22 protein-coding genes and 2 pseudogenes are annotated in these 23,301 nt (G+C 60.7%); 12 read left to right on the forward strand and 12 right to left on the reverse strand.

Annotation, left to right across the window (positions count from 1 at the left end; genetic code table 11):
* Positions 1-129 precede the first annotated feature (129 nt).
* The 4 genes from acnA to ACZ0BA_RS01720 form a co-directional block, all read right to left on the reverse strand.
* Positions 130-2,838 carry an aconitate hydratase AcnA gene (acnA, locus tag ACZ0BA_RS01705; protein ID WP_463449640.1) on the reverse strand — a complete coding sequence of 903 codons (2,709 nt, stop codon included), beginning with the start codon at positions 2,836-2,838 and terminating at the stop codon, positions 130-132.
* A 112-nt stretch (positions 2,839-2,950) separates the two neighbouring features.
* Entirely contained in the window at positions 2,951-3,469 is a 519-nt protein-coding gene (locus ACZ0BA_RS01710; protein ID WP_463449641.1) for a hypothetical protein, read from the reverse strand.
* The gene (locus ACZ0BA_RS01715; protein ID WP_463449642.1) at positions 3,469-4,476 is read right to left on the reverse strand and encodes an HpcH/HpaI aldolase/citrate lyase family protein; all 1,008 of its coding nucleotides are present in this window, start codon (positions 4,474-4,476) and stop codon (positions 3,469-3,471) included. Before ACZ0BA_RS01715 ends, ACZ0BA_RS01710 begins: the two co-directional genes overlap by 1 nt.
* Before the next feature lie 159 nt (positions 4,477-4,635).
* Positions 4,636-5,625 (reverse strand): malate dehydrogenase, encoded by a 990-nt coding sequence (locus ACZ0BA_RS01720; RefSeq protein WP_463449643.1) that lies wholly within the window; start codon positions 5,623-5,625, stop codon positions 4,636-4,638.
* 240 nt (positions 5,626-5,865) lie between these two features.
* On the opposite strand from ACZ0BA_RS01720, the gene ACZ0BA_RS01725 reads away from it, so the two are divergent.
* The 8 genes from ACZ0BA_RS01725 to ACZ0BA_RS01760 all read left to right on the forward strand — a co-directional run bounded on the left by ACZ0BA_RS01725 (position 5,866) and on the right by ACZ0BA_RS01760 (position 13,158).
* The gene (locus tag ACZ0BA_RS01725; protein ID WP_463449644.1) at positions 5,866-6,726 is read left to right on the forward strand and encodes a GntR family transcriptional regulator; all 861 of its coding nucleotides are present in this window, start codon (positions 5,866-5,868) and stop codon (positions 6,724-6,726) included.
* Positions 6,727-6,999: 273 nt separating this feature from the next.
* Positions 7,000-7,422: a succinate dehydrogenase, cytochrome b556 subunit gene (gene sdhC, locus ACZ0BA_RS01730; RefSeq protein WP_463449645.1), complete on the forward strand. Its 423-nt coding sequence runs from the start codon at positions 7,000-7,002 to the stop codon at positions 7,420-7,422.
* Position 7,423: 1 nt separating this feature from the next.
* The gene (gene sdhD, locus ACZ0BA_RS01735) at positions 7,424-7,789 is read left to right on the forward strand and encodes a succinate dehydrogenase, hydrophobic membrane anchor protein (protein ID WP_463449646.1); all 366 of its coding nucleotides are present in this window, start codon (positions 7,424-7,426) and stop codon (positions 7,787-7,789) included.
* A 2-nt stretch (positions 7,790-7,791) separates the two neighbouring features.
* A complete protein-coding gene (sdhA, locus tag ACZ0BA_RS01740) occupies positions 7,792-9,570 on the forward strand; it encodes a succinate dehydrogenase flavoprotein subunit (protein WP_463449647.1) in 1,779 nt (592 codons plus the stop codon).
* Positions 9,571-9,579: 9 nt separating this feature from the next.
* Entirely contained in the window at positions 9,580-10,290 is a 711-nt protein-coding gene (locus tag ACZ0BA_RS01745; protein WP_463449648.1) for a succinate dehydrogenase iron-sulfur subunit, read from the forward strand.
* A 101-nt stretch (positions 10,291-10,391) separates the two neighbouring features.
* Complete coding sequence (locus ACZ0BA_RS01750) at positions 10,392-10,673, forward strand: FAD assembly factor SdhE (RefSeq protein ID WP_090314619.1); 282 nt, start codon at positions 10,392-10,394, stop codon at positions 10,671-10,673.
* Positions 10,674-10,739: 66 nt separating this feature from the next.
* The gene (gene gltA, locus ACZ0BA_RS01755; protein ID WP_463449649.1) at positions 10,740-12,041 is read left to right on the forward strand and encodes a citrate synthase; all 1,302 of its coding nucleotides are present in this window, start codon (positions 10,740-10,742) and stop codon (positions 12,039-12,041) included.
* Positions 12,042-12,234: 193 nt separating this feature from the next.
* Entirely contained in the window at positions 12,235-13,158 is a 924-nt protein-coding gene (locus ACZ0BA_RS01760; RefSeq protein WP_463449650.1) for an HlyD family secretion protein, read from the forward strand.
* Between the two features lies 1 nt (position 13,159).
* Here the strand turns inward: ACZ0BA_RS01760 and ACZ0BA_RS01765 are convergent.
* Positions 13,160-13,495 (reverse strand): annotated as a pseudogene (locus ACZ0BA_RS01765) (helix-turn-helix domain-containing protein); the annotation flags it as partial.
* Between the two features lie 87 nt (positions 13,496-13,582).
* Here ACZ0BA_RS01765 and ACZ0BA_RS01770 point away from each other — a divergent pair.
* On the forward strand, positions 13,583-14,497 hold the full coding sequence (locus ACZ0BA_RS01770; RefSeq protein ID WP_463449651.1) for a peptidase domain-containing ABC transporter: 915 nt from the start codon (positions 13,583-13,585) through the stop codon (positions 14,495-14,497).
* A 14-nt stretch (positions 14,498-14,511) separates the two neighbouring features.
* Positions 14,512-14,696: pseudogene (locus tag ACZ0BA_RS01775) on the forward strand (citrate/2-methylcitrate synthase); the annotation flags it as partial.
* Positions 14,697-14,753: 57 nt separating this feature from the next.
* Here ACZ0BA_RS01775 and ACZ0BA_RS01780 read toward each other — a convergent pair.
* From ACZ0BA_RS01780 to ACZ0BA_RS01810, 7 genes are all read right to left on the reverse strand, one after another.
* Entirely contained in the window at positions 14,754-14,942 is a 189-nt protein-coding gene (locus ACZ0BA_RS01780; RefSeq protein WP_463449652.1) for a helix-turn-helix transcriptional regulator, read from the reverse strand.
* A complete protein-coding gene (locus tag ACZ0BA_RS01785; RefSeq protein WP_463449653.1) occupies positions 14,939-15,358 on the reverse strand; it encodes a hypothetical protein in 420 nt (139 codons plus the stop codon). Before ACZ0BA_RS01785 ends, ACZ0BA_RS01780 begins: the two co-directional genes overlap by 4 nt.
* A gap of 89 nt (positions 15,359-15,447) precedes the next feature.
* Complete coding sequence (locus tag ACZ0BA_RS01790) at positions 15,448-15,780, reverse strand: PilZ domain-containing protein (protein WP_463449654.1); 333 nt, start codon at positions 15,778-15,780, stop codon at positions 15,448-15,450.
* A gap of 122 nt (positions 15,781-15,902) precedes the next feature.
* Entirely contained in the window at positions 15,903-16,322 is a 420-nt protein-coding gene (locus tag ACZ0BA_RS01795) for a hypothetical protein (protein ID WP_463449655.1), read from the reverse strand.
* A gap of 75 nt (positions 16,323-16,397) precedes the next feature.
* Positions 16,398-16,778, reverse strand: coding sequence for a BlaI/MecI/CopY family transcriptional regulator (locus ACZ0BA_RS01800; RefSeq protein WP_463449656.1), 381 nt, complete (start codon positions 16,776-16,778; stop codon positions 16,398-16,400).
* 32 nt (positions 16,779-16,810) lie between these two features.
* Positions 16,811-18,133: a leucine-rich repeat-containing protein kinase family protein gene (locus ACZ0BA_RS01805; RefSeq protein WP_463449657.1), complete on the reverse strand. Its 1,323-nt coding sequence runs from the start codon at positions 18,131-18,133 to the stop codon at positions 16,811-16,813.
* Between the two features lie 73 nt (positions 18,134-18,206).
* Positions 18,207-19,082: an MBL fold metallo-hydrolase gene (locus ACZ0BA_RS01810; RefSeq protein WP_463449658.1), complete on the reverse strand. Its 876-nt coding sequence runs from the start codon at positions 19,080-19,082 to the stop codon at positions 18,207-18,209.
* 102 nt (positions 19,083-19,184) lie between these two features.
* Here ACZ0BA_RS01810 and ACZ0BA_RS01815 point away from each other — a divergent pair, with 102 nt between their 5' ends.
* The gene (locus ACZ0BA_RS01815; protein WP_463449659.1) at positions 19,185-20,090 is read left to right on the forward strand and encodes a LysR family transcriptional regulator; all 906 of its coding nucleotides are present in this window, start codon (positions 19,185-19,187) and stop codon (positions 20,088-20,090) included.
* Between the two features lie 279 nt (positions 20,091-20,369).
* On the forward strand, positions 20,370-23,222 hold the full coding sequence (locus ACZ0BA_RS01820; RefSeq protein ID WP_463449660.1) for a 2-oxoglutarate dehydrogenase E1 component: 2,853 nt from the start codon (positions 20,370-20,372) through the stop codon (positions 23,220-23,222).
* Positions 23,223-23,301 lie beyond the last annotated feature (79 nt).

The raw sequence follows: 23,301 nt of genomic DNA on the forward strand, positions 1-23,301 counted from the left end.
AGGATGGTTTCCGAACACTGCGAGCGAAACTCGATCATCTACGCACATTCGCGGCAACCCCAAAAAAAAACACCCTGCCGCCGAAGCGTACAGGGTGTTTTGAGCCGTAAAACTAGCTTAACCGGTTAATTAAGCAGCCAGCAGCTGACGCAGCACGAATGGCAGAATGCCGCCGTGCTTGTAGTAATCGACTTCGATCGGGGTGTCGATACGCAGCAACACGCGCACTTCCTGGCTCGAACCGTCGGCGCGGTGGATCACCAGGGTCGCCAGCTGTTGCGGCTTGATCTCGCCTTCCAGGCCCTTCAGGTCGTAGGTTTCCTTGCCGGTGATGCCCAGCGATTCAACGCTGTCGTTGCCGATGAATTGCAGCGGCAGCACGCCCATGCCGACCAGGTTGGAGCGGTGGATACGTTCGAACGAACGCACGATCACTGCCTTCACGCCCAGCAGTTGGGTGCCCTTGGCGGCCCAGTCACGCGACGAGCCGGTGCCGTACTCTTCGCCACCGAACACCATGGTCGGGGTGCCTTCGGCAACATACTTCATTGCCGCGTCGTAGATCGACAGCTGTTCGCCCGATGGCTGGTGAATCGTGATGCCGCCTTCAACCGCCGAACCGTCCGCTTTTGGCGGGATCATCTTGTTCTTGATACGCACGTTGGCGAAGGTGCCGCGCATCATGATCTCGTGGTTGCCGCGACGCGAGCCGTAGGAGTTGAAGTCCGCCTTCAGCACGCCGTTGGCCAGCAGCCATTTGCCCGCAGGACCGTCTTCCTTGATGGAGCCGGCAGGGGAGATGTGGTCGGTGGTGATCGAGTCGCCGAACACGCCCAGCGCGCGCGCGCCTTCGATGCCTGCCGCGACCGCTTTCGGGGTCATCTCGAAGCCGTCGAAGAACGGTGGCTCGGCGATGTAGGTCGACGCCGGCCAGTTGTACACTTGGCCTTCGGTGGTCGACACGTGTTCCCACAGCTTGCCAGGGTTGCCCTTGACGTCGGCGTAGTTGGTCTTGAACACTTTCGAGTTCATCGCGAACTTCATCAGCTTGGCGATCTCTTTTGAGGTCGGCCAGATGTCGCCCAGGTACACGTCCTTGCCGTTGGTGCCCTTGCCAACTGGCTGGGTCATCAGGTCGACGGTCATGTTGCCGGCGATGGCGTAGGCGACGACCAGCGGTGGCGAGGCCAGGAAGTTCGAACGGATGTTCGGGTGGATCCGCGCTTCGAAGTTACGGTTACCGGACAGCACGGCCGAGGCGACGATGTCGTTCGAGGTGATGGCGGCGTTCAGTTCCGGGGTCAGGTCGCCGGCGTTACCGATGCAGGTGGTGCAGCCGTACGCGGTCACGCCGAAGCCCAGTTGCTCCAGGTATGGCAGCAGGCCGGCGGCGGTCAGGTACTCGGTGACCACGCGCGAGCCAGGGGCCAGCGACGATTTGATGTGCGGGGCGACCGTCAGGCCGGCTTCGACAGCCTTCTTGGCCAGCAGGCCCGCGGCCAGCAGCACGCTCGGGTTCGAGGTGTTGGTGCACGAGGTGATTGCGGCGATCAGCACGTCGCCGTTTTTCACGTCCACGCCGTTGGTGGTGGTGTAGGTCTTGGTCAGGTCTTCCGGCTTTTTGTTGAAGCCGTTTTCGGTGGTCGGTTTCGAGAACAATTCGGTGAAGTTGTTTTTCACGTTGCCGATTTCGATACGGTCCTGTGGACGCTTGGGACCTGCCAGCGAAGGCGTGACGGTCGTCAGGTTCAGTTCCACCACGCGGGTGTAGTCGATCTCGCCGGCTTTCGATACGCCGTACATGCCCTGCGCCTTGAAGTAGGCGGCAAAGGCGTCGATTTCGGCTTTGCTGCGGCCGGTGCCTTCGAAGTATTCGATGGTGGCGTCGTCGACCGGGAAGAAGCCCATCGTCGCGCCGTATTCAGGCGCCATATTGGCGATGGTGGCGCGGTCGGTGACCGACAAGGTCTCGGTGCCTTCGCCGAAGAACTCGACGAACTTGCCGACGACTTTTTCCTTGCGCAGCAGTTCGGTGATGGTCAGCACCAGATCGGTCGCGGTGCAGCCTTCGCGCAGCACGCCGGTCAGGTTGACGCCGATGACGTCCGGGGTCAGGAAGTAGACCGGCTGGCCCAGCATGCCGGCTTCCGCCTCGATGCCGCCCACGCCCCAGCCGACCACGCCGATGCCATTGATCATGGTGGTGTGCGAGTCGGTACCGACCAGCGAATCAGGGTAGTACACGCCGCCGGCATCCTTGTGCACGCCGCGCGCCAGGTATTCCAGGTTGACCTGGTGGACGATGCCGAAGCCTGGTGGCACCACGCCGAAGGTGTCGAACGCTTGCATACCCCATTTCATGAACTGGTAACGCTCGTTGTTGCGCGAGAATTCCAGCTTCATGTTCAGGTCCAGCGCATTAGGCTCGCGGAAGTGGTCGATGGTGACCGAGTGGTCGACCACCAGGTCGACCGGAACCAGTGGTTCGATCTTCTTGGCGTTGATACCCATTTTGTAGGCGACGTTGCGCATCGCGGCCAGGTCGGCCAGCAGCGGCACGCCGGTGAAGTCCTGCAGCACCACGCGGGCGACGACGAACGGGATCTCGTCGGTGCGCTCACCGGTCGGGCTCCAGTTGGCCAGCTGTTTGATGTGTTCTTCGGTGACTTTTTTACCGTCGCAGTTACGCAGCACGGATTCCAGCACAACGCGGATCGATACCGGCAGGCGGGAGATTTTGGCGCCCAGGCTCTTCTCCAGTGCAGGCAGCGAGTAGAACTTCGCCTTCTTGCCCGAAATGTTGAAATCCTTAAGCGTGTTCAGAGTGTTGCGGGACATGACCTCTCCTTCAGTGGGTATCGTCTATTTATTGAAGTGCTACGTTGTGCAAGCGCCCGTGGCGGCGCGCCCGTTTTGGAACCGTGTTACTAAATCCTGTTGCTCGATATTCTTACTGGATCGTGGTCTTGACGCTGGTCGGCTCCGCATCGGAGGTGATGACCGGCTTCAGTTGTTCGGCGTTGCGGCATTCGTTGGCCAGCTGGCGGTTCAACTTGGAATCGAGCAGCATGCCCTTGGCCGGAATACCGATCCAGATCAAGCCGTACAATTTGTTCTCGAAGCGCTGGGCGCCGGTGGTCGTGCCTACGCGGGTCAGGCGGTGCAGGCGCTTTTTCCAGCGCAGCGCGATGTGCGCCTCGTCGGTGGTGTTGGCGTAGATCGTGATCTTGTTGCCCAGTTCGCAGTCGAACTCGGTGACGGCCGAATCGGTGACAGCCGGTTCGTCGGCTTCCTCGTCGGGCGCCTTTGGCACGGCTTCTTCCACCGGTTTGGCGGCCTTCTTGGTCGACTTTTTGACAGCCTTTTTGACCGGGGTCTTGGTGGTTTCCGCAGCGGCGTGGGCGCCGGTGGCCAGGGACAGCGAGGCAAGCGCGAGGCTGCAGGCCATGAATAGTTTGGAGATCGACATCAGTTTGTTTCCAGTGGGTGGTCGGCGGGGTTCATCAGCGCGGCCACCGACTCGGGCAAGGTCAGCCCGGCCAGTTTGGCGCGCTGTAAAACGGTCCAATAATATCGGTAGCTGGCGCGGTCGTGCAAGCGCCCGTTCTGCGCGATCGGCCCCCATTGCACGGCTGCCGCCTCCAGCAGGATGGCGGCCGCCTCGTTCACCTCGGACAGGCGCGGCGTGAAGGTCTTGATGATCGGCTTGATCTGGTTCGGGTGGATGCTCCACATGCGCGTGTAGCCGAATTCGGCGGCGGCGCGCTGGGCATCGTTGGCGGCGACGGCGGTGTCCTTGATCTCGGTGGTCACGTTATGCGACGGCACCTTGCCGTGCGCATGGCAGGCGGCCGAGATTTCCAGCTTGGCGCGCACCACCAGCGGGTGCGTGAACTGGCCCGGCGTGCGCATGGCCGCGCCGGGAATGGCGCCGTAGTGCGACGAGATGAAGTCCATAATGCCGAACGACAGGCACTGCACCTGCGCGATGGCGGCGATGTCGTATGCCTGGCGCAGCGCGCCGTGGGTTTCGATCAGCACGTGGATCGGCAGCGGATTGCCGGCGTCGCGGCCGGCCCGGGCCGCGTGCTGGTTGATCAGCGCGATCGCGTCGACGACTTCCTGTGATCCGTGGACCTTTGGCAGCACCAGGTAGGCCAGGCGCTGCGCGGCTGCGCAGATGATCTCGACGTCCTGGGCGAAGAACGGGCTGCCGACATCGTGCACGCGGGCGCCGATGCGGTTGAATTTGTTGTCGTCGGAGTTCAGCAGCTCGGCCACCAGGCGCGCGTGGGCGGCCTCGTTGCCGGCGCTGGCGCCGTCCTCGCAGTCGAGCGTGATGTCGAACAGCGGGCCAAGTTCTTGTTGCAGAGCGATCGATTTACGCATCAGCTTTTCGGAGCCGGCGTAATGGTCGCAGGCCGGCAGCAGCAGCGGCTGGCGATTGCCCTGGAATAAAACCTCGGATGGGTGCATGCGGGTGTGGTCTGGAATGGCGGTTGGCTGAATGGCGGGTGTTTCGGGCGTGGCGGGTGCGTCTGACAGTGGCAAAACAGACGCCGCGCTGCTCTCGGCAGCGCGGCGGGTGCGGCGGATCGGTGGTTTAACCGGTTCCACTTAGTGCACGAAGGAAGATTACGGCAGCAGGTGCTTGACGCCTTCGCGCTCTTCGGTCAGTTCCTTCAGGGTCAGGTTGATGCGTTCTTGCGAGAATGCGTCGATTTCCAGTCCCTGGACGATGGTGTATTCGCCGTTTTCGGTGGTGACAGGGAAGCCGAACATGGTGCCTTCAGGGATGCCGTACGAACCATCCGAAGGAACGCCCATGGTGGTCCACTTGCCGTTGGTGCCCAGCATCCAGTCGTGGACGTGGTCGATGGCGGCGTTGGCTGCCGACGCTGCCGACGACAGGCCGCGCGCTTCGATAATGGCGGCGCCGCGCTTGCCGACGGTTGGCAGGAACACGTTGGCGTTCCATTCCTGGTCGTTGATCAAGTCCTTGACAGCCTTGCCGCCGACGGTGGCGAAACGGTAGTCGGCGTACATGGTTGGCGAGTGGTTGCCCCACACGGTCAGCTTCTCGATGTCCTTGACGGCGGTGCCGGTTTTGGCGGCCACTTGCGACAGCGCGCGGTTGTGGTCCAGGCGCAGCATGGCGGTGAAGTTCTTTGCCGGCAGCGACGGCGCCGATTTCATGGCGATGTAGGCGTTGGTGTTGGCCGGGTTGCCGACCACCAGTACTTTAACGTTGCGCGAAGCGACGGCGTCGAGCGCCTTGCCTTGCACGGTAAAGATCTGGGCATTCGCTTCCAGCAGGTCTTTGCGTTCCATGCCTGGGCCGCGCGGACGGGCGCCGACCAGCACTGCGACGTCGACATCCTTGAAGGCGGTCAGCGGGTCGGAGTGGGCGGTCATCTCGGTCAGCAGCGGGAACGCGCAGTCGTCGATTTCCATCATGACGCCCTTGAGGGCTTTCTGTGCCTTTTCGTCGGCGATTTCCAGCAGTTGCAGGATGACCGGTTGGTCTTTGCCGAGCATGTCGCCGTTGGCGATGCGGAAGAGCAGAGCGTAACCGATTTGACCGGCGGCGCCGGTGACAGCAACACGCATTGGGGTTTTAGCCATGATGAATCTCCAAAGTGGGAATGAAAGTGTTCTTGACCACGTTCTTACAGCCGGGCCATGCCGGCCCGGGAATACCTAATCCATAATGATACTGCAAATCCACAGCATATAAACGCATGGCTGCGGAGTGTAGGCGCGTAATGAGCTTCTGTCAATCCTATCTTATGTCTTATATAAGACAGATAAGTTGTTGCCGTTTTTGCTGGACGGAAGTGGTCATTTGTGGTGAAATCTCGGTCTATGAATCCCGCCCCGCCCAATCCGAACAGCAGCAGCCCAGCCTCAAGTGCCGGTGGCGCCGCAGGATCGTCGACGGGTTCGACGCCGTCGCCGGCGGCAACGACGGCAGCGACGACGGGCGCGCCGGGCCTGCCGGTCGGCAGCTCGCCGACATTCTCCCCACTGTACCAGCAAATCAAGGCGCTGATAACACAGAGCCTGCAATCGGGAGAGTGGAAGCCGGGCGAGTTGATCCCCAGCGAGGTCGAACTGGCGAACCGGTTCAAGGTCAGCCAGGGCACCGTGCGCAAGGCCATCGACGAGTTGGCCGCCGAAAACCTGGTCATGCGCAAGCAAGGCAAGGGCACTTTTGTCGCCACCCATCACGAGGCGCGCGCGCATTTCCGCTTCCTCAAGCTGCTGCCCGACGAGGGCGTGCCACATTACCCTGAAAGTAAGTTCATTGAAGTCAAGCGGATGCGCGCGCCGGCCGACGTGGCGCGCCTGCTCGACCTGAAGTCCGGCGACGCCGTCATCTACATCAAGCGCGTGCAGTCGTTCGACAGCGTGCCCACCATCGTCGAAGAGATGTGGCTGCCGGGCGTGACGTTCAAGGGATTGACCGCCGAGCGGCTGGTCGAATACAAGGGCCCGATGTACGGACTGTTCGAGTCCGAATTCGGCACCCGCATGATACGGGCGACCGAAAAGATCCGCGCCGTGTGCGCCGACGCCGGCGTGGCGGCGCTGCTACACATCGCCATCGACACGCCGCTGCTGGCGTCGGAGCGGGTGTCGTTCACGTATGGCGACAAACCGGTGGAGCTGCGCCGTGGCCAGTATCTTACCGAGCGCCATCATTACCATAACGAACTGAACTAAGTGGGCCGGCACCGGCCCAGTACACTGGCGTTTGAGTGGAGCGGGAGACCCTGGCGGGCAGAATAGCGCGTCAGGTAGCGTACAACAGGCCGTGCGTCACACCACGGTAGCATTGTTGCGCTGATAATACGTTGAGCTGCGGAAAGCGGCCGCCGGAAGGTGTTGCGAAACACTATTTTAGTTATATGTAACAATAGATATTGGTTATCGGCGTGGAAATCGGCGAAAATCGCGGTCTAACCAATTTTTGTTTAAGCCTGAGGAGGTCTTGTTATGTCAGAAGCCGTAAGGGAAGTCCCTAAAAAAGAACGGCCGGAGTTCCGTAATATCCACATTACCGAATTATCCAACTATCGCCAACCCCTGGCCGCTATCGTGTCCATCCTGCACCGCATCAGCGGCGTGCTGATGTGCCTGTTGCTGCCATTCGTGTTGTATCTCTTGCAAGAGAGCCTGCGCTCCGAGATTTCCTTCGCGCACTACCAAGGTTTCATCACCTACCCGTTGGTCAAATTGATCATCCTGGCGCTGTGCTGGGGCTACTTCCACCACTTCTGCGCTGGCGTACGCCACCTGGTGATGGACACCCACATCGGCCTCGACAAAGATTCCGCGCGCCAATCGTCGGCAGCCGTGCTGGTCATCAGCCTGGTCCTGACCGTGCTGGTCGCCCTGAAATTGTTTGGAGTGTTCTAAGATGGCAAATAACAATGTTGGTCCAAAACGCCGCGTCGTCGGCGCCCACTACGGCCTGAAGGACTGGCTGGCGCAGCGCGTCACCGCCGTCGTCATGGTGCTGTACACGGCCATTCTGCTGATCTCGTTCCTGAGCGGCCAGAATTTCACCTATGAAGGCTGGGCGGCCCTGTTCGCGCAGCAATGGTTCAAACTGATTTCCGCCGTGACCCTGTTCGGGCTGTTCTACCACGCCTGGGTCGGCATGCGCGACGTCTGGATGGACTACGTCAAACCCGTCGGCCTGCGCCTGGTCCTGCAAATGGCCACCGTACTGTGGTTGATCGCTTGTGCCGTATGGTCGGTACAGATACTCTGGAGTGTGTAATCGTGGCAGCTATTAAAACTGGAATTCCTACCCGCCGCTTTGATGCGGTAATCGTCGGCGCCGGCGGCTCCGGCATGCGCGCCTCGCTGCAACTGGCCGAAGCCGGCCTGAACGTCGCGGTGCTGTCCAAAGTGTTCCCGACCCGCTCGCACACCGTCGCGGCGCAGGGCGGTATCGGCGCCTCGCTGGGCAACATGGCAGAAGACAACTGGTTCTGGCACATGTTCGACACCGTCAAGGGCGGCGACTACCTGGGCGACCAGGACGCGATCGAATTCATGTGCCGCGAAGCACCGAAGGTCGTCTACGAGCTGGAACACTTCGGCATGCCGTTCGACCGCAATCCCGACGGCACCATCTACCAGCGTCCGTTCGGCGGCCACACCGCCAACTTCGGTGAAAAAGCCGTGCAGCGCGCCTGCGCCGCGGCCGACCGCACCGGCCACGCGCTGCTGCACACGCTGTATCAGCGCAACGTCCGCGCCCGCACCCACTTCTTCGTCGAATGGATGGCGCTCGACATCATCCGTGACGCCGAAGGCGACGTCGTCGGCGTGGTGGCACTGGAAATGGAAACCGGCGAAACGATGATCCTGGAAGCGAAGACCACCATCTTCGCCACCGGCGGCGCAGGCCGCATCTTTGCCGCTTCCACGAACGCGTTCATCAACACCGGCGACGGCATGGGCATGGCCGCACGCGCCGGCCTGCCGCTGCAGGACATGGAGTTCTGGCAGTTCCACCCGACCGGCGTGGCCGGCGCGGGCGTCCTCATCACCGAGGGCGTGCGCGGCGAGGGCGGTATCCTGATCAACTCCGAAGGCGAGCGTTTCATGGAGCGTTATGCTCCTACGCTGAAGGATCTGGCGCCGCGCGACTTCGTCTCGCGTTCGATGGACCAGGAAATCAAGGAAGGCCGTGGCTGCGGTCCGAACAAGGACCACGTCATGCTGGACCTGCGCCACATCGGCGCCGACACCATCGCCAAGCGCCTGCCGTCGATTCTGGAAATCGGCCACAAGTTCGCCAACGTCGATGCGACCAAGGAACCGATTCCTGTCGTGCCGACCATCCACTACCAGATGGGCGGTATTCCAACCAACATCCACGGCCAGGTCGTCACCCCTAACGGCGACGGCACGCAGAAGATCGTCAACGGCCTGTACGCAATCGGCGAATGCGCCTGCGTCTCGGTGCACGGCGCCAACCGCCTGGGCACCAACTCGCTGCTCGACCTGGTGGTGTTCGGCCGCGCGGCCGGCAACCACGTTGTCGCGTCGAACCTGAAGCAGAAGGAAAACAAGCCGCTGCCGAAGGACGCGTCCGACTACGCGATGGACCGTCTGAACAAGCTGGAAACGTCGACCGGCGCGGAAAAAGTGCAGAACGTCGCCAACGACATCCGCGCCACGATGCAGAAATACTGCGGCGTGTTCCGTACCGAAGCGACCATGCAGCAGGGCGCCAAGGAAATCATGGTGCTCGACGAGCGCCGCAAGCACGTTTCGTTCAAGGACAAATCCAAGGTGTTCAACACCGCGCGCGTCGAAGCGCTGGAACTGGACAACCTGATCGAAACCGCGAAAGCGACGATGCTGTCGGCCGTGGCGCGCAAGGAATCGCGCGGCGCCCACGCGCACGACGACTACCCGCACCGCGACGACGACAACTGGATGAAGCACACCCTGTGGTACTCGGAAGGCAACCGCCTCGATTACAAGGCGGTCGTGACCAAGCCATTGACGGTTGATACCTTCAAACCGAAACCACGTACTTTCTAAGGCTAGAACATGGCACGCACTCTCAAACTGAAAATTTATCGTTACGATCCGGACCAGGACGCCAAGCCGTACATGCAGGACGTGACGGTCGAGCTCAAGGACACCGACAAGATGCTGCTGGACGCACTGCAGCGCATCAAGTCCGACGTCGACGATTCGCTGGCCCTGCGCCGCTCGTGCCGCGAAGGCGTGTGCGGTTCGGACGCGATGAACATCAACGGCAAGAATGGTCTGGCTTGCACCACCAACCTGAACGAGCTGAGCGAGCCTATCGTGCTGCGCCCGTTGCCAGGCCTGCCGGTGATCCGCGACCTGATCGTCGACATGACCCAGTTCTTCAAGCAGTACGATTCGATCAAGCCTTACCTGATCAACGAGTCGATCCGCCCTGAAAAGGAACGCCTGCAATCGCCGACCGAACGCGAAGAACTCGACGGCCTGTACGAGTGCATCCTGTGCGCGTGCTGCTCGACGTCGTGCCCGTCGTTCTGGTGGAATCCGGACAAGTTCGTCGGCCCGGCCGGCCTGCTGCAAGCCTACCGCTTCATCGCCGACTCGCGCGACGAAGCCACCGGCCAGCGTCTGGACAACCTGGAAGACCCGTACCGCCTGTTCCGCTGCCACTCGATCATGAATTGCGTCGATGTTTGCCCTAAGGGGTTGAACCCGAACAAGGCGATCGGCAAGATCAAAGAACTGATGGTACGCCGCGCGATCTAAGCGCAACTGTGGGCGGCCTGAGCGCCGCCCGTTTTTTGTCCGTTCCGATTTAGTAGTGGCGCTCCAGCACGATTGGCGCGCGCAGTGTAAAGTAGTGACCCATGACTGAACCGAACCAATCTGCGCACCAGTCCGACCCAGCCAACCGAGCGCGCCTGCGCTGGCGCTCACGCCGGGGTCTGCTGGAAAACGACATCATCCTCACGCGTTTTCTCGATGCGCATGAAACCGAATTGACCGACGAAGAAGTGGACGCGTTCACGCGGCTCCTCGATTTGTCGGACAATGCCCTGATGGATCTGGTACTGGCCCGTAAAGAGCCGGAAGGCGAAGTCGACCTGCCGCACGTGCATGCATTGCTGCAACGACTAAGACTGGCCTGAGACTACGAAGGCAACCAGAATTTTCGCGTTTTATTTACCTTCATCTCCCTAAAAAAGGAAGAGTCCATGAATATTTCTGACAACAAAGCCACCCTGTCGTTCTCCGACGGCAGCCCTGCGGTGGAATTCCCGATCTACAAGGGTACCGTGGGTCCCGACGTGATCGACATCCGCAAGCTGTACGCCGGCACCGGCAAGTTCACCTACGATCCAGGCTTCATGTCGACCGCCTCGTGCAACTCGACGATCACCTACATCGACGGCGACAAGGGCGAGCTGCTGTACCGCGGCTACCCGATCGAACAGCTGGCCGTGAACGCCGACTTCATGGAATCTTGCTACCTGCTGCTGAACGGCGAACTGCCGAACAGCGTGCAGAAGGACGAGTTCGTTGAAACGGTCACCAAGCACACGATGGTGCACGAGCAGATGCAATTCTTCTTCCGTGGCTTCCGCCGCGACGCGCACCCGATGTCGGTGCTGGTCGGCACCGTCGGCGCGCTGGCGTCGTTCTACCACGACTCGCTCGACATCAACGACGCCAAGCAGCGTGAAATCTCGGCCATCCGTCTGATCGCCAAAATGCCGACCCTGGTCGCCATGGCGTACAAGTACTCGATGGGCCAGCCGTTCATGTATCCGCGCAACGACCTGTCGTACAGCGCCAACTTCATGCGCATGATGTTCGGCAATCCGTGCGAAGAATACAAAGTCAACGACGTGCTGGTGCGCGCCCTCGACCGTATCCTGATCCTGCACGCGGACCACGAGCAAAACGCATCGACTTCGACCGTCCGTCTGGCCGGTTCGTCGGGCGCCAACCCGTTCGCCTGTATCGCCGCCGGTATCGCCTGCCTGTGGGGCCCTGCCCACGGCGGCGCCAACGAAGCCGCGCTGACCATGCTGAAAGAAATCGGCTCGGTCGAGAACATTCCTGCGTTCATCGAGCAGGTCAAGGACAAGAACTCCGGCGTCAAGCTGATGGGCTTTGGTCACCGCGTGTACAAGAACTTCGACCCGCGCGCCAAGCTCATGCGCGAGACCTGCTACGAAGTGCTGGAAGAGCTGGGCCTGCAGGACGACCCGCTGTTCAAGCTGGCGATGGAACTGGAAAAGATCGCGCTGAACGACGAATACTTCGTCTCGCGCAAGCTGTATCCAAACGTCGACTTCTACTCGGGCATCGTGCAATCGGCGCTGGGTATTCCAGTGTCGCTGTTCACCGGTATCTTCGCCATGGCCCGCACCATCGGCTGGATCGCCCAGTGGAACGAAATGATCGCCGATCCGGAACAGAAAATCGGCCGCCCACGCCAGCTGTTCGTCGGTTCGACCACCCGCGACGTCAAGCCGCTGGACCAGCGTTAATAGAAGACTGAACGCATTCGGTTGCGTTTGAAAAAGCCCGGTTCCGCGTTATGCGGGGCCGGGCTTTTTTATTAACTTCGTTTTACGCTGAAGTTCCGTTTGGCAATAGATTGCGATACTGCAAGGCGCGTCTGCGGGCTCATGGCACCATGTGTTAACGATAGCCCATGAGGCTGAACACAGGAGCCAGTACATGAGCGACCTATTATTTCGGCCGGAGGTTTTTGAAGCCAGAGCTTCGCAATCTCTGGGGAGTATTTTGCTTATGCGTCCGATCTCCATGCATCTGGCCACGTGGATCTCGGTGGCTTTGATTGCGGCACTGTGTGTTTTTCTGTCCATGGCAGAGTACACAGCGAAAGTTCGGGTGAGTGGACAAATCGTGCCTGCGGCGGGTGTTATAAAAGCTGTCGCGCCACAGCTCGGTCGCGTGTCCGTATGCCACATTCGTGAAGGCATGCATGTTGCGGCGGGACAGCTACTGTACGAGCTGTCCTCCGAGCGGAATAGCGGAAATCATAATGTCGATGCACTTATTAGTGCCGGCCTCGTAGAAAAGCAAAAGCTGCTTCAGCAAGAGCAATTACTGGCGGCCGAGCAGTTGCGTCGGCGGGCCGCCGCATTGAACGAACGTCGTACGTTGACCGATGCCGGCATAGTTCGGCTCCAAGAAGAACTTTCCTTGCAACGACAGCGGGCCGATAGCGCCGGTCGGATTTTGGCACGTTATCGGTCATTGCGTGCCGATGGCTACGTCTCCGAAATGCAAGTGATGCAGTACGAGAGTGAGCAAGGCGAGCAGCTAGCACGGCTTCAGGTGCTAGAGCGTTCCAAATTGGATTTGCTGCGGGATCGAGGGGAAACGCTCTCCGAACTTGAACAGCTCCGCAGCCAAATCGAGATCGGCAACCTTCAATCACGCCGCAACCATGCGCAGCTGGATCACGAAGCAGTCGAACAATCAGCTCGCTCCCGGTTTCAGGTGCTGGCACCAAGGTCCGGAATAGTTACTACGCTGAACGCGGTGGTGGGTGAGTCGGTTATTGCCGGGTCTGTGCTGGCGACCATCCTTCCGAGTGGTGGCGAGCTGCAGGTGTTCGTTTGCTGGCCGGATTGACCCTCTCAGATTGACCCTCCCTCCAGGTCCTCGCGAACGCCGCGACCCTGTCGTAAGATCCCTCGAACCCCAATTCCTTTAGGTCCTCATGGATCTGTTTGAGCGTGCGCCGCTGCTTGCGCGACTTGGCCGCCTCGGTCTTGAGGAGCGCTGAAAGCTGGAATGCGTATTTGTCGATAGCGCGGGTGGAGCGCCGCTCAGCGTAGGCTGGCTCTATGGTTTCCGAGCGCAGGTAGCGCCGGACGGTGTTTCTGGAGATGCCCAACCGCCTGGCTATCTCTCTCAATGGGATCTGCTCGCGAATGTGCCAGCGTCGAATAATGCCTAGTAATGCCACGTCGATCACTCCAATTCCCCGCTCAATGTCATGAGCAGGATTGTGTCCTAAACGTGGGTCAGATTCGTTTGCAAATTATGCGGCAAAGTGGGTCATATTTCGCTGCAAATCAACATAATGGAGGGAAGTCTGACGATCGGGATGTTGTTCGCGTTCATGGCATATGGTGGTCAGTTCGCTGGACGCATGTCGGCACTGATAAATAAGTTCATTGAATTTCGTCTGTTGACAGTGCACGCCGAACGGCTTGCAGATATCGTCTTGGAACCGATAGAGCATCAGGGCGACCAAAGCTATACTGCAGAGGGTTTGACTCCACGTATCGAATTGGTGAACGTCAGTTTCCGCTATGCCGAAAATGAACCGTGGGTCGTCCGACATTTGACATTAACAATAGAGCCGGGTGAGTCAGTCGCATTGGTGGGACCTTCTGGTTGCGGTAAGACCACCTTAGTTAAATTGATTCTGGGCATACTGCAACCGACGGAAGGGGAAATGCGCTACGGTGGTTGTCCTGTACGTCGACTTGGCGGCGCCTCCCTGCGCCGAATCATGGCTGCCGTGATGCAGGATGATCACCTGCTGGCAGGCTCGCTGGCGGAAAATATCAGCTTCTTCGACTCCAGTCCTGACCGTGACCGCATTCAGGAATGCGCTGGGCTGGCGGCCATACATGACGATATTGTCGCAATGCCCATGGGTTATCACACTTTAACGGGTGATATGGGAACTACGCTGTCGGGCGGACAAAAACAGAGGATTTTACTCGCGCGCGCCCTCTACAAGGCACCCAAGATTATCATTCTGGACGAAGCTACCAGTCATCTGGATATTTTGCGCGAGCAGCAAGTGAACCAAGCGATTCGGTCTTTAGACATCACCCGAATCTGTGTCGCTCATCGCCCTGAGACGATCGCGATGTCAGGGCGCGTGATCCGCCTTGAAGCAGGCCATATTCTCGTGGACGGAGATGTGGTGCCCTCGCAGAACTGCGCCAACTAGGTCGCGCTGATCTTGTCGTGCAGTCCGCGCTGGGTATTCCAGTGTCGCTGTTCACCGGTATCTTCGCCATGGCCGCACCATCGGCTGGATCGCCCAGTGGAACGAAATGATCGCCGATCCGGAACAGAAAATCGGCCGTCCACGCCAGCTGTTGGTCGGTTCGACCACCCGCGACGTCAAGCCGCTGGATCAGCGTTAATCTTCGCGTTTCGCAGCGAACAAAAAACGGGCTTCGGCCCGTTTTTTTCGCCCGTTATCAGGGGGTGAAGATGGTTTCGATGGTTTTCTCAAACAGCCGGGCGATCGCGAATGCTAGCGGCAAACTAGGGTCGTAGCGACCGGTTTCAATCGCGTTGACGGTCTGGCGCGACACCGCCAACTGGTCGGCCAGGTAGGCTTGGCTCCAGCCGCGCTCGGCGCGCAGTTCGCGAATCGTATTATTCATCGTTCCATCTTCCAGCGGCGGAACAGGCCGATCCCCAGCCATGCGCTTCCCATCACGCCCCACACCCAGAAACTGCTCATGCGCGGATAGCCAGCATTCTCCATGAAGCCGTAAGTGAAGGTTACGGCGGCGGTGATGGCGGCCGCCAGCGCGAAGGTTTCGAGCATAACGATGCGCTGGTATTCGTCCATCCGCCCCACCTGGCGCGCGACCGCCCAGATCATCAGCAGGAAGCCGATCATAGGGCAGGTCAGCGCGACGGTTTTGAGTGGGCCTGGTGCCATGGCCGGGCCGTAGGTGACGGACGGCACGAGCAGGGCGACGTAGATGGCTATGCTGCCGAAGAGCTCGCGCAAATACCGCGCCGCAGCCTTGCATTCGGTGGCCGAGTACTTCAGTTCGGTTTGAGTGCCCATTGTGGTCTCCCATGTGTAAAGTATGCTTTACATCATAGGTCGCGGAATATCCGATGTCAAGCAAACTTTACATGGTGGGCGACGCGTTATTAGGCGGGCTCTTGGAGCAACTGGCGGATGACCTCGACACTGCCGTTGTCGAGTCGCAGGAATTGGACGCCGGTCTTGTAGCCCAACTCGGCATCGGGGTCGCTGTAGACCACCTGGCCCATCGCCAGCACTTTATGGGCGCCGTCGCCCAATTGCACCTGGAACGACACCGCGCAATACTGCGCGAGCCGGATCTGGCTGGACGTCTGCAGGCTGACGCCGCCTTGCGACAGGTCCAGCGTGTGGGCTGGAAGACTGGTTTCATCGGTCATCGTCAGTGTGGCTGCATGACGGACCTGGTGGCGGCGCGTGACTCGTGCTTTCTGACTCATGGCGCGGACCTCGAATAGTGTAATGTGAACAAGACTATCAGAACTGCGTCCTGTACAGCAAGTTCCTGTCGGCAACTGTGCGACTCGCGGCGACATTTGTGCGGAAATTGCCGGAGTGGTTCTTATTTAAGCTTGCGGCGGTCTGGCCGGACCACCAGCAGCCACCAGCACAGCACGCCCAGAGTCAGTTGCGGCAGGTTGAACATAAACTTGGCGAGGGTGGCGTCGCGCCGCTGCGGCCAGGCCGCGTCGGCGGTCTCGACGATGATGTTAGTGTGATACAGGCACAGTCCCAACAGGATCAGCGCGGCCACGCCCCACAGCACTGGCAGGCTGGTGACGCGATGCCGCAGCACCGCCGCGACTGGGTAGGCCAGCACGCAAGCGAATACATACGCGAACAGATTGGGCATCAGATTGGCCAGGTTGGCGTGCGGTAGCACGACAGGAACGGCGCAGATCGCGACGGCGAGCATGACGGCGATGACGGGGTGCGGATGTTCGGGCCAGGAGTTGAAGCGGCTGATCATTGTGGCGGGCATGGAGGGAAAATGGCTCCATTGTAGGGTGAAGCCGAGAAGGTGTGGTAGACACCTAATCTGAAGGTGTTGCCGCAGCTATTTTTCCTGATCCAGCAGCGCCTGGATTTCCGCGCGCTCTTTCTTGCTGACGTGGCCGCCGCGCAGGGCTGCCAGCACCAGCGCCTTGCCGGAGCCGGAGAAGGCCTTCTGGATCAGGTCTTTGAGCAGGTTGGTCTGGATCGAGTCTTGCTCTTGCGCGGGCGCGTAGATGTGCGCACGCTGGCTCTCGTCGCGCGTCAGCAGGCCTTTGGTGTGCATCACTTGCAGCAGCCGCAGCACCGTTGCGTAGTTCATTTCCGGCCGCGTTTCAAGCGCGGCGGCGTGCACCTGCTTGGCGGTCGCCGGCCCGAGAGCGAACAGCAGGCGCAGCATCTCCAGCTCGGAGGCGGTCGGTTTGGGTGGGGCAGCGGTGGTCATGGATGTAGAATAAAATATCTAGAACGTCTTGTCTAGTCTTGTTTGAGCGTGCGCAGCTGGGTTTCCAGGTCGGCGAACAGTGGGCGCGCCGCGCCGTCGGCGTGAAGGCAGGCGTCGCGGAGTTGATGAAGACACGCCAGTGCGGACTCGCCCGCCGCCGCAGCGTCGCAGCGCTCGGTTAACTCTTCCAGGAGGAAACCGAAGGCGCGCACTTCCAGCCGTTGCAACTGAACAGCTTGGGGCGAGGCGGGATCGTAGAACGACGCGGCGCCAAAGTCGCCCAGCAAGGTTCGGCCGTGTCCGCAATGCATGATGTTGTGGGCGTACAGGTCGCCGTGCATGATGCCGCGCTGATGCAGGCGTGCGGCGGCGGAGGCGATGCCATGGGCAATTTCCAGCGCTGATGCAAGATCGAAACGTTTGTCCGGGTCGTACATGTCACGCGTGCAGCTCTCCAGGCTGGGCGGCCCGGCCAGGTTGATGAATTCCGGATCGATCAGCGACATCACGAGACCATGCGCGCCATCCGGGTGATGCTCAAGGTGTCCGAGCACCGGGATGAGGTTCGGATGCGCGCCGGCGCCAATGCAGGCGGCCATCTCGCACAGTGGCGAGCCGTCGCTGGTCATGGTGCCTTTGAACAGCTTGACTGCGACGTCTTCCGTCGCGCCGTGATGCGAATAAACCGCGCGATGAATCACGCCCGATGCGCCTTCGCCCAGCTTTTGTTTCAGCTCCAGCTGTTCCCAATCGATGGCGGCGGACGGCGTACCGGTCATCGCCGCCTCGCGCTGCGCGCAGAACGGATTGCCCGCATACGCCAGCCAGGTCAGCCGGGGCAGGGCAGTCAGCCATGATGGAAACTCCGTCAGCTGGTTGGCGGCGATGCGCAGCAGTTCGAGCCGCTGCAGTTGCGCCATGGTGGACGGCAGGGAGCGCAGACGGTTTCCTGCCAGCATCAGCTTCCGCAGCGCCGCACGCTCACCCAGCTCGGATGGCAGCTCCTCGATCAGATTATCCGTCAGTACCAGCCAGCGCAGTTGCGCCGGCAGCGAGGACGGCGACACCGTGCGTATCTGGTTGGCCTTGAAGCCGACCATCGTCAGGGCCGGGCAGGCGCCCAGCACCGCCGGCAGTTCGGTGAATTGATTGTCGGAACAGAAGATGATGCGCAGCTTGTGCAGGCGCGGCAGATCGTCCGGCAGCGACGAGAGCGCGTTGCTGGACAGGTCCAGTATTTCGAGCGATTCGGCCAAGTCGAAGATTTCGCGCGGGAATTCGGTGAGGCCGCCGCGCATTTGCAGGCGCCGGACGCCGGTGAGGGCGCCAGCGCGCAACTGCTCTAGGGTATGCATGTCAGGTGGCGGTGAAGGTCAATGTTGAAGTTTATCACTTCACCGCCGCCTGCCGAGGGTAGCTAACCCCGGCTTACCACTTCATTTCGCCCTTGGCGACCTTGGCGCCGGTCTCCAGCGCCGCGTTCAGGCCGGCGTCCGGATACAGTTCCTTCATGCGGGCGATCAGCGCGGCCGAGTTGGCGGCCTTGGCGGTTTCGGCTTCAAAGCGGACCAGATAGTCGCGGGTGAAAGCAACGCTGTCCGGCGTCAGCGGGGCGCCCACCTTGAAGTGGCCCGGCACAACCGTCGCCGGCTTCAGCGAGGCGATATGGTCCAGCGTGGCCAGCCAGTTCTTGCGCGATTCGGCGCTTTGGGTGTCGGCGGTCCATACGTGCAGTCCGCTGAAGACGACCACGCCACCGGCGATCGCCTTGATCGATGGAATCCAGACATAGCTGCGGTCCGGCGTCGGGCCGTTCAGGCCTTCGATCTTCAGCGTTTCGCCTTCCAGCTTGATCGTGTCGCCCTGCAGCGGCTGCGGCACAATGATGCTCTTCGGCGCATTGTCTTTCAAGATAGGCGACCAATAGGCGACCTTGGCGTCCTTCTTTTTTTCGATACCGGCGATGGTCTGCGGCGTGGCGACGATTTTGGCGTCGGGGAAGGCGGCGTGGATCACGTCCAGGCCGAAGTAGAAATCCGGATCGCTATGACTGACGTACACCGTGGTCAGGCGCTTGCCGCTGGCGCGGATTTTCTCGACCAGTTTGACGGCTTCGCCGCGCGAAAACTGGGCGTCGATCAGCACCGCGTCCTTGGCGCCCGTCACCAGCACCGAGGCGACCGGGAAAATGGCCGCTTCACCCGGGTTGAAAACGTCGAGTTTCAGCGGCGCCGCGCCGGCCCCACCGACGGTTGCTGCAAGCGCGGCGGACATCAGGGTGTGCTGGATTTTGAAGTTGCGCATGATCGTCTTTCGTTGTGGTTGTAAGTGAGCTCATCATAAATTTCTTTATTCGATAGAAAAACCAGGTAATCTGCGCTTGTTAATTGCATGGATCGGACTAATATGGATCGCATCACCGCCGCCAGGGTGTTTGTCGCTATCACCGAGCGGGGAAGCATGATCGCCGCCGCAGACGCGCTCGACATGTCACGTGCGATGGTGACGCGTTATCTGGCGGAGATGGAGGAGTGGGCCGGCGCCCGGCTGCTGCACCGGAGCACGCGTCGCCTGAGCCTGACCGATGCCGGCGATGTGACGTTGGCGCGCTGCCGCAAGCTGCTGGAGCTGGCCGGGTCCATGGAAGTGGCGGCCGAGGACGACGACATGCCGAAAGGGCTGTTGCGCATCACCTGCTCGCCATCGCTGGCGCATGCCGAGCTGGCCAGCGCGGTGACCGCCTTTCTCAAGCGCTATCCGGGCACCTCGGTTGACCTGCAGGGCAGCAACCGGGCGGTGAATCTGGTCGAGCAGCGTATCGATCTGGCGCTGCGCATCACCAACGCTCTGGAGCCGAACTTGATCGCGCGGCAACTGGGACAGTGCGATTCGGTCGTGTGCGCGGCACCGTCGTATCTGGCCGAGCGCGGGGCGCCGCAGCGGGCGGAGGATCTGGCGACCCACAACTGCCTGGCTTACACCTACTTTGGGCAGAGCCTTTGGCAGTTCACGCGGGAGAGCGGCGAGGAGGTGACGGTGCCGGTGAGGGGCAATTTGTCGGCCAATGACGACCATATACTGCTCAAAGCGGCGGTGGAGGGCGCCGGCATCGCCTTGCAGCCGTTGTACAGCGCAGGCCCGCTGATCGCGCAGGGAAAGCTGGTGGCGTTGCTTCCAGGCTACAAAACGCAGCAAATGGGGATCTACGGAATTTACACGTCGCGCCAACATATGTCGCCGGCACTGAGGGCAATGCTGGACTTCCTGTTGGAATGGTTTTCTCGAACGCCCTTGCGTGGCGCGATTGTTTAGTTGCGATCAGCAATTAGCGGGTCGGGAATATGCAAATGTTGCCGGCGGGACCGCATGCCGTGCGCCTTAGGTGAAAATTAATAGTGACCGTCCCGGTACATAAATGGTTGTTGCGATACAATACCGGTGCTATCCTGAATGACCGTTTTTTGAACCACTAAAGAACTTTAGCCCTTCCCCACAACTTGATGTGCAATCCGCTAACCGGTCAGGCCGTGTCGCGGAAGGTTAGATTAACCCGCTAATTCCTCGCGAAGCGCGAAGAAAGGTGAGCAGCAAATGCAACAATACACGTCCAACTCCTACCTGTTTGGTGGGAACGCACCGTACGTCGAAGAACTGTACGAGGCGTATCTCAACAATCCGGGTTCCGTGCCAGATAACTGGCGCTCGTACTTCGATGCCATGCAGCACGTGCCGGCCGTCGATGGCACCAACAAGCCAGACGTCGCTCACGCCTCCGTCATCGCCTCCTTCGCGGAACGCGCTAAAGCCGGTCCTATCCGTACCGTCGTTGCTTCGGCCGACGTCGAGATGGGCCGCAAACGTGTTGCAGCGACGCAACTGATCGCCGCTTACCGCTACCTGGGTTCCCGCTGGGCCAATCTGGACCCGCTGCAACGCCAGGAACGTCCTGCCATCAATGAGCTGGAGCCAAGCTTCTACGGCTTCACCGATGCGGACATGGACACCGTCTTCAACATCAGCAACACCTATTTCGGCCCAGAGACCGCGACCCTGCGCGACCTGCTGAACTACCTGCGCGACACCTACACCCGTTCGATCGGCGCAGAGTACATGTACATCTCCGATCCAACCGAAAAGCGCTGGCTGCAAGAGCGCCTGGAGTCGATCCGTTCGACCCCGAATTTCACGGCGGAAAAGAAAAAGCACATCCTGGAGCGTCTGACCGCGGCCGAAGGCCTGGAACGCTACCTGCATACCAAGTACGTCGGCCAGAAGCGTTTCTCGCTCGAAGGCGGCGAGACCTTCATCGCCTCGATCGATGAGATCATCCAGCGCGCCGGCGAAAAAGGCGTGCAGGAAATCGTTATCGGCATGGCCCACCGTGGCCGTCTGAACGTGCTGGTCAACACCCTGGGCAAAGCGCCCAAGGAACTGTTCGAAGAATTCGAAGGCAAGCACGGCGACGATCTGCCGGCTGGCGACGTCAAATACCACCAAGGTTTCTCATCCGACATCTCGACCCAGGGCGGTCCGGTTCACCTGTCGCTGGCGTTCAACCCGTCGCACCTGGAAATCGTCAACCCGGTCGTCGAAGGTTCGGTCAAGGCCCGTATGGATCGCCGTGGCGACCACCTGGGCAAGCAAGTGCTGCCAATCCTGGTGCACGGCGACGCCGCCTTCGCAGGCCAGGGCGTGGTCATGGAAACGCTGAATCTGGCGCAGACCCGCGGCTACGGCACGGGCGGCACGGTGCACATCGTCATCAACAACCAGATCGGTTTCACCACCTCCGACCCGCGCGATGCCCGTTCGACCATCTATTGCTCGGACGTCGTCAAGATGATCGAAGCGCCGGTGCTGCACGTCAACGCCGACGATCCTGAAGCCGTGGTTCTGGCGTCGCAGATCGCGATGGACTACCGTCTCGAGTTCCAGAAAGACATCGTTGTCGACATCATTTGCTACCGCAAACTGGGCCACAACGAGCAAGACACGCCAGCGCTGACCCAGCCGCTGATGTACAAGAAAATCGGTACCCATCCAGGCACCCGCAAGCTGTACGCGGACAAGCTGGTTGCCCAGACCGTGATTCCAGCGGACGGCGGCGAGCAGATGCAAGCGGCCTACCGCGACGCGATGGACGCCGGCAAGCACACCGTCGATCCGGTGATCTCGAACTTCAAGAACAAGTTCGCCGTCGATTGGCTGCCTTTCCTGAACCGCAAGTGGACCGATTCGGCCGACACGGCTGTGCCGATGACCGAACTGAAACGCCTGGCCACCCGCATCACCACGGTGCCGGACGGCTTCAAAGTGCACTCGCTGGTCGAGAAAGTACTGGGCGACCGCGCCACCATGGGTCGCGGCGAACTGAACCTGGACTGGGGCATGGGCGAACACCTGGCCTACGCGTCGCTGGTCGCTTCGGGCTACGCAGTGCGCCTGACCGGTCAGGACGCCGGCCGCGGCACCTTCGTGCACCGTCATGCCGTGCTGCACGACCAGAACCGCGAGCGTTGGGATGCGGGCACCTACGTGCCGCTGCAAAACATCGCTGAAGGCCAGGCGCCGTTCACCGTCATCGACTCCGTGCTGTCGGAAGAAGCGGTGCTGGGCTTCGAATACGGTTACTCGACCGCCGAGCCAAACACCTTGACGATCTGGGAAGCCCAGTTCGGCGACTTCGTCAACGGCGCGCAAGTGGTCATCGACCAGTTCATCAGCTCCGGCGAAGTGAAGTGGGGCCGCGCTTCGGGCCTGGTCATGATGCTGCCGCACGGTTACGAAGGCCAGGGTCCTGAGCACTCGTCCGCGCGTCCAGAGCGTTTCCTGCAGCTGTGCGCAGACAACAACATGCAAGTCGTGCAGCCGACCACCGCCGCGCAGATCTTCCACGTGTTGCGTCGCCAGATGGTGCGCCAGTTCCGCAAGCCGCTGGTCATCCTGACCCCGAAATCGCTGCTGCGCAACAAGGAAGCCGGCTCCTCGCTGAACGAACTGGCGAAGGGCGCGTTCCAGACCGTCATCGGCGAAGTCGACGAGAAAATCGACGCCAAGAAGGTCAAGCGCGTGGTCGCCTGCTCGGGCAAGGTCTACTACGATCTGGTCAACGCACGCAAAACGCGCGGCCAGACCGACACCGCCATCATCCGTGTCGAACAGCTGTATCCGTTCCCGCACAAGTCGTTCGCTGCCGAACTGAAGAAGTTCCCGAACCTGACCGAAGTGGTGTGGGCGCAGGACGAGCCGCAGAATCAGGGCCCATGGTTCCAGATTCAGCACAACATCTTCGAGAGCATGGACGCCGGTCAGCGCCTGGCCTACGCCGGTCGCCCAGCGTCGGCATCGCCGGCCGTCGGTTACTACGACAAGCACTACGCCCAGCAAAAAGACCTGCTGGAAACGGCGTTCTCGAAGCTCAAAGGTTTCATCCTGACGAAATAAGCGTTAAGGGGCCGCGCCGGGCGCGGCCGCTTCTTACACCACACTAATGACGGAGCGCCGCCTTGCCACGCGGGGCGGC

The sequence above is a fragment of the Duganella sp. AC917 genome, assembly GCF_979258245.1.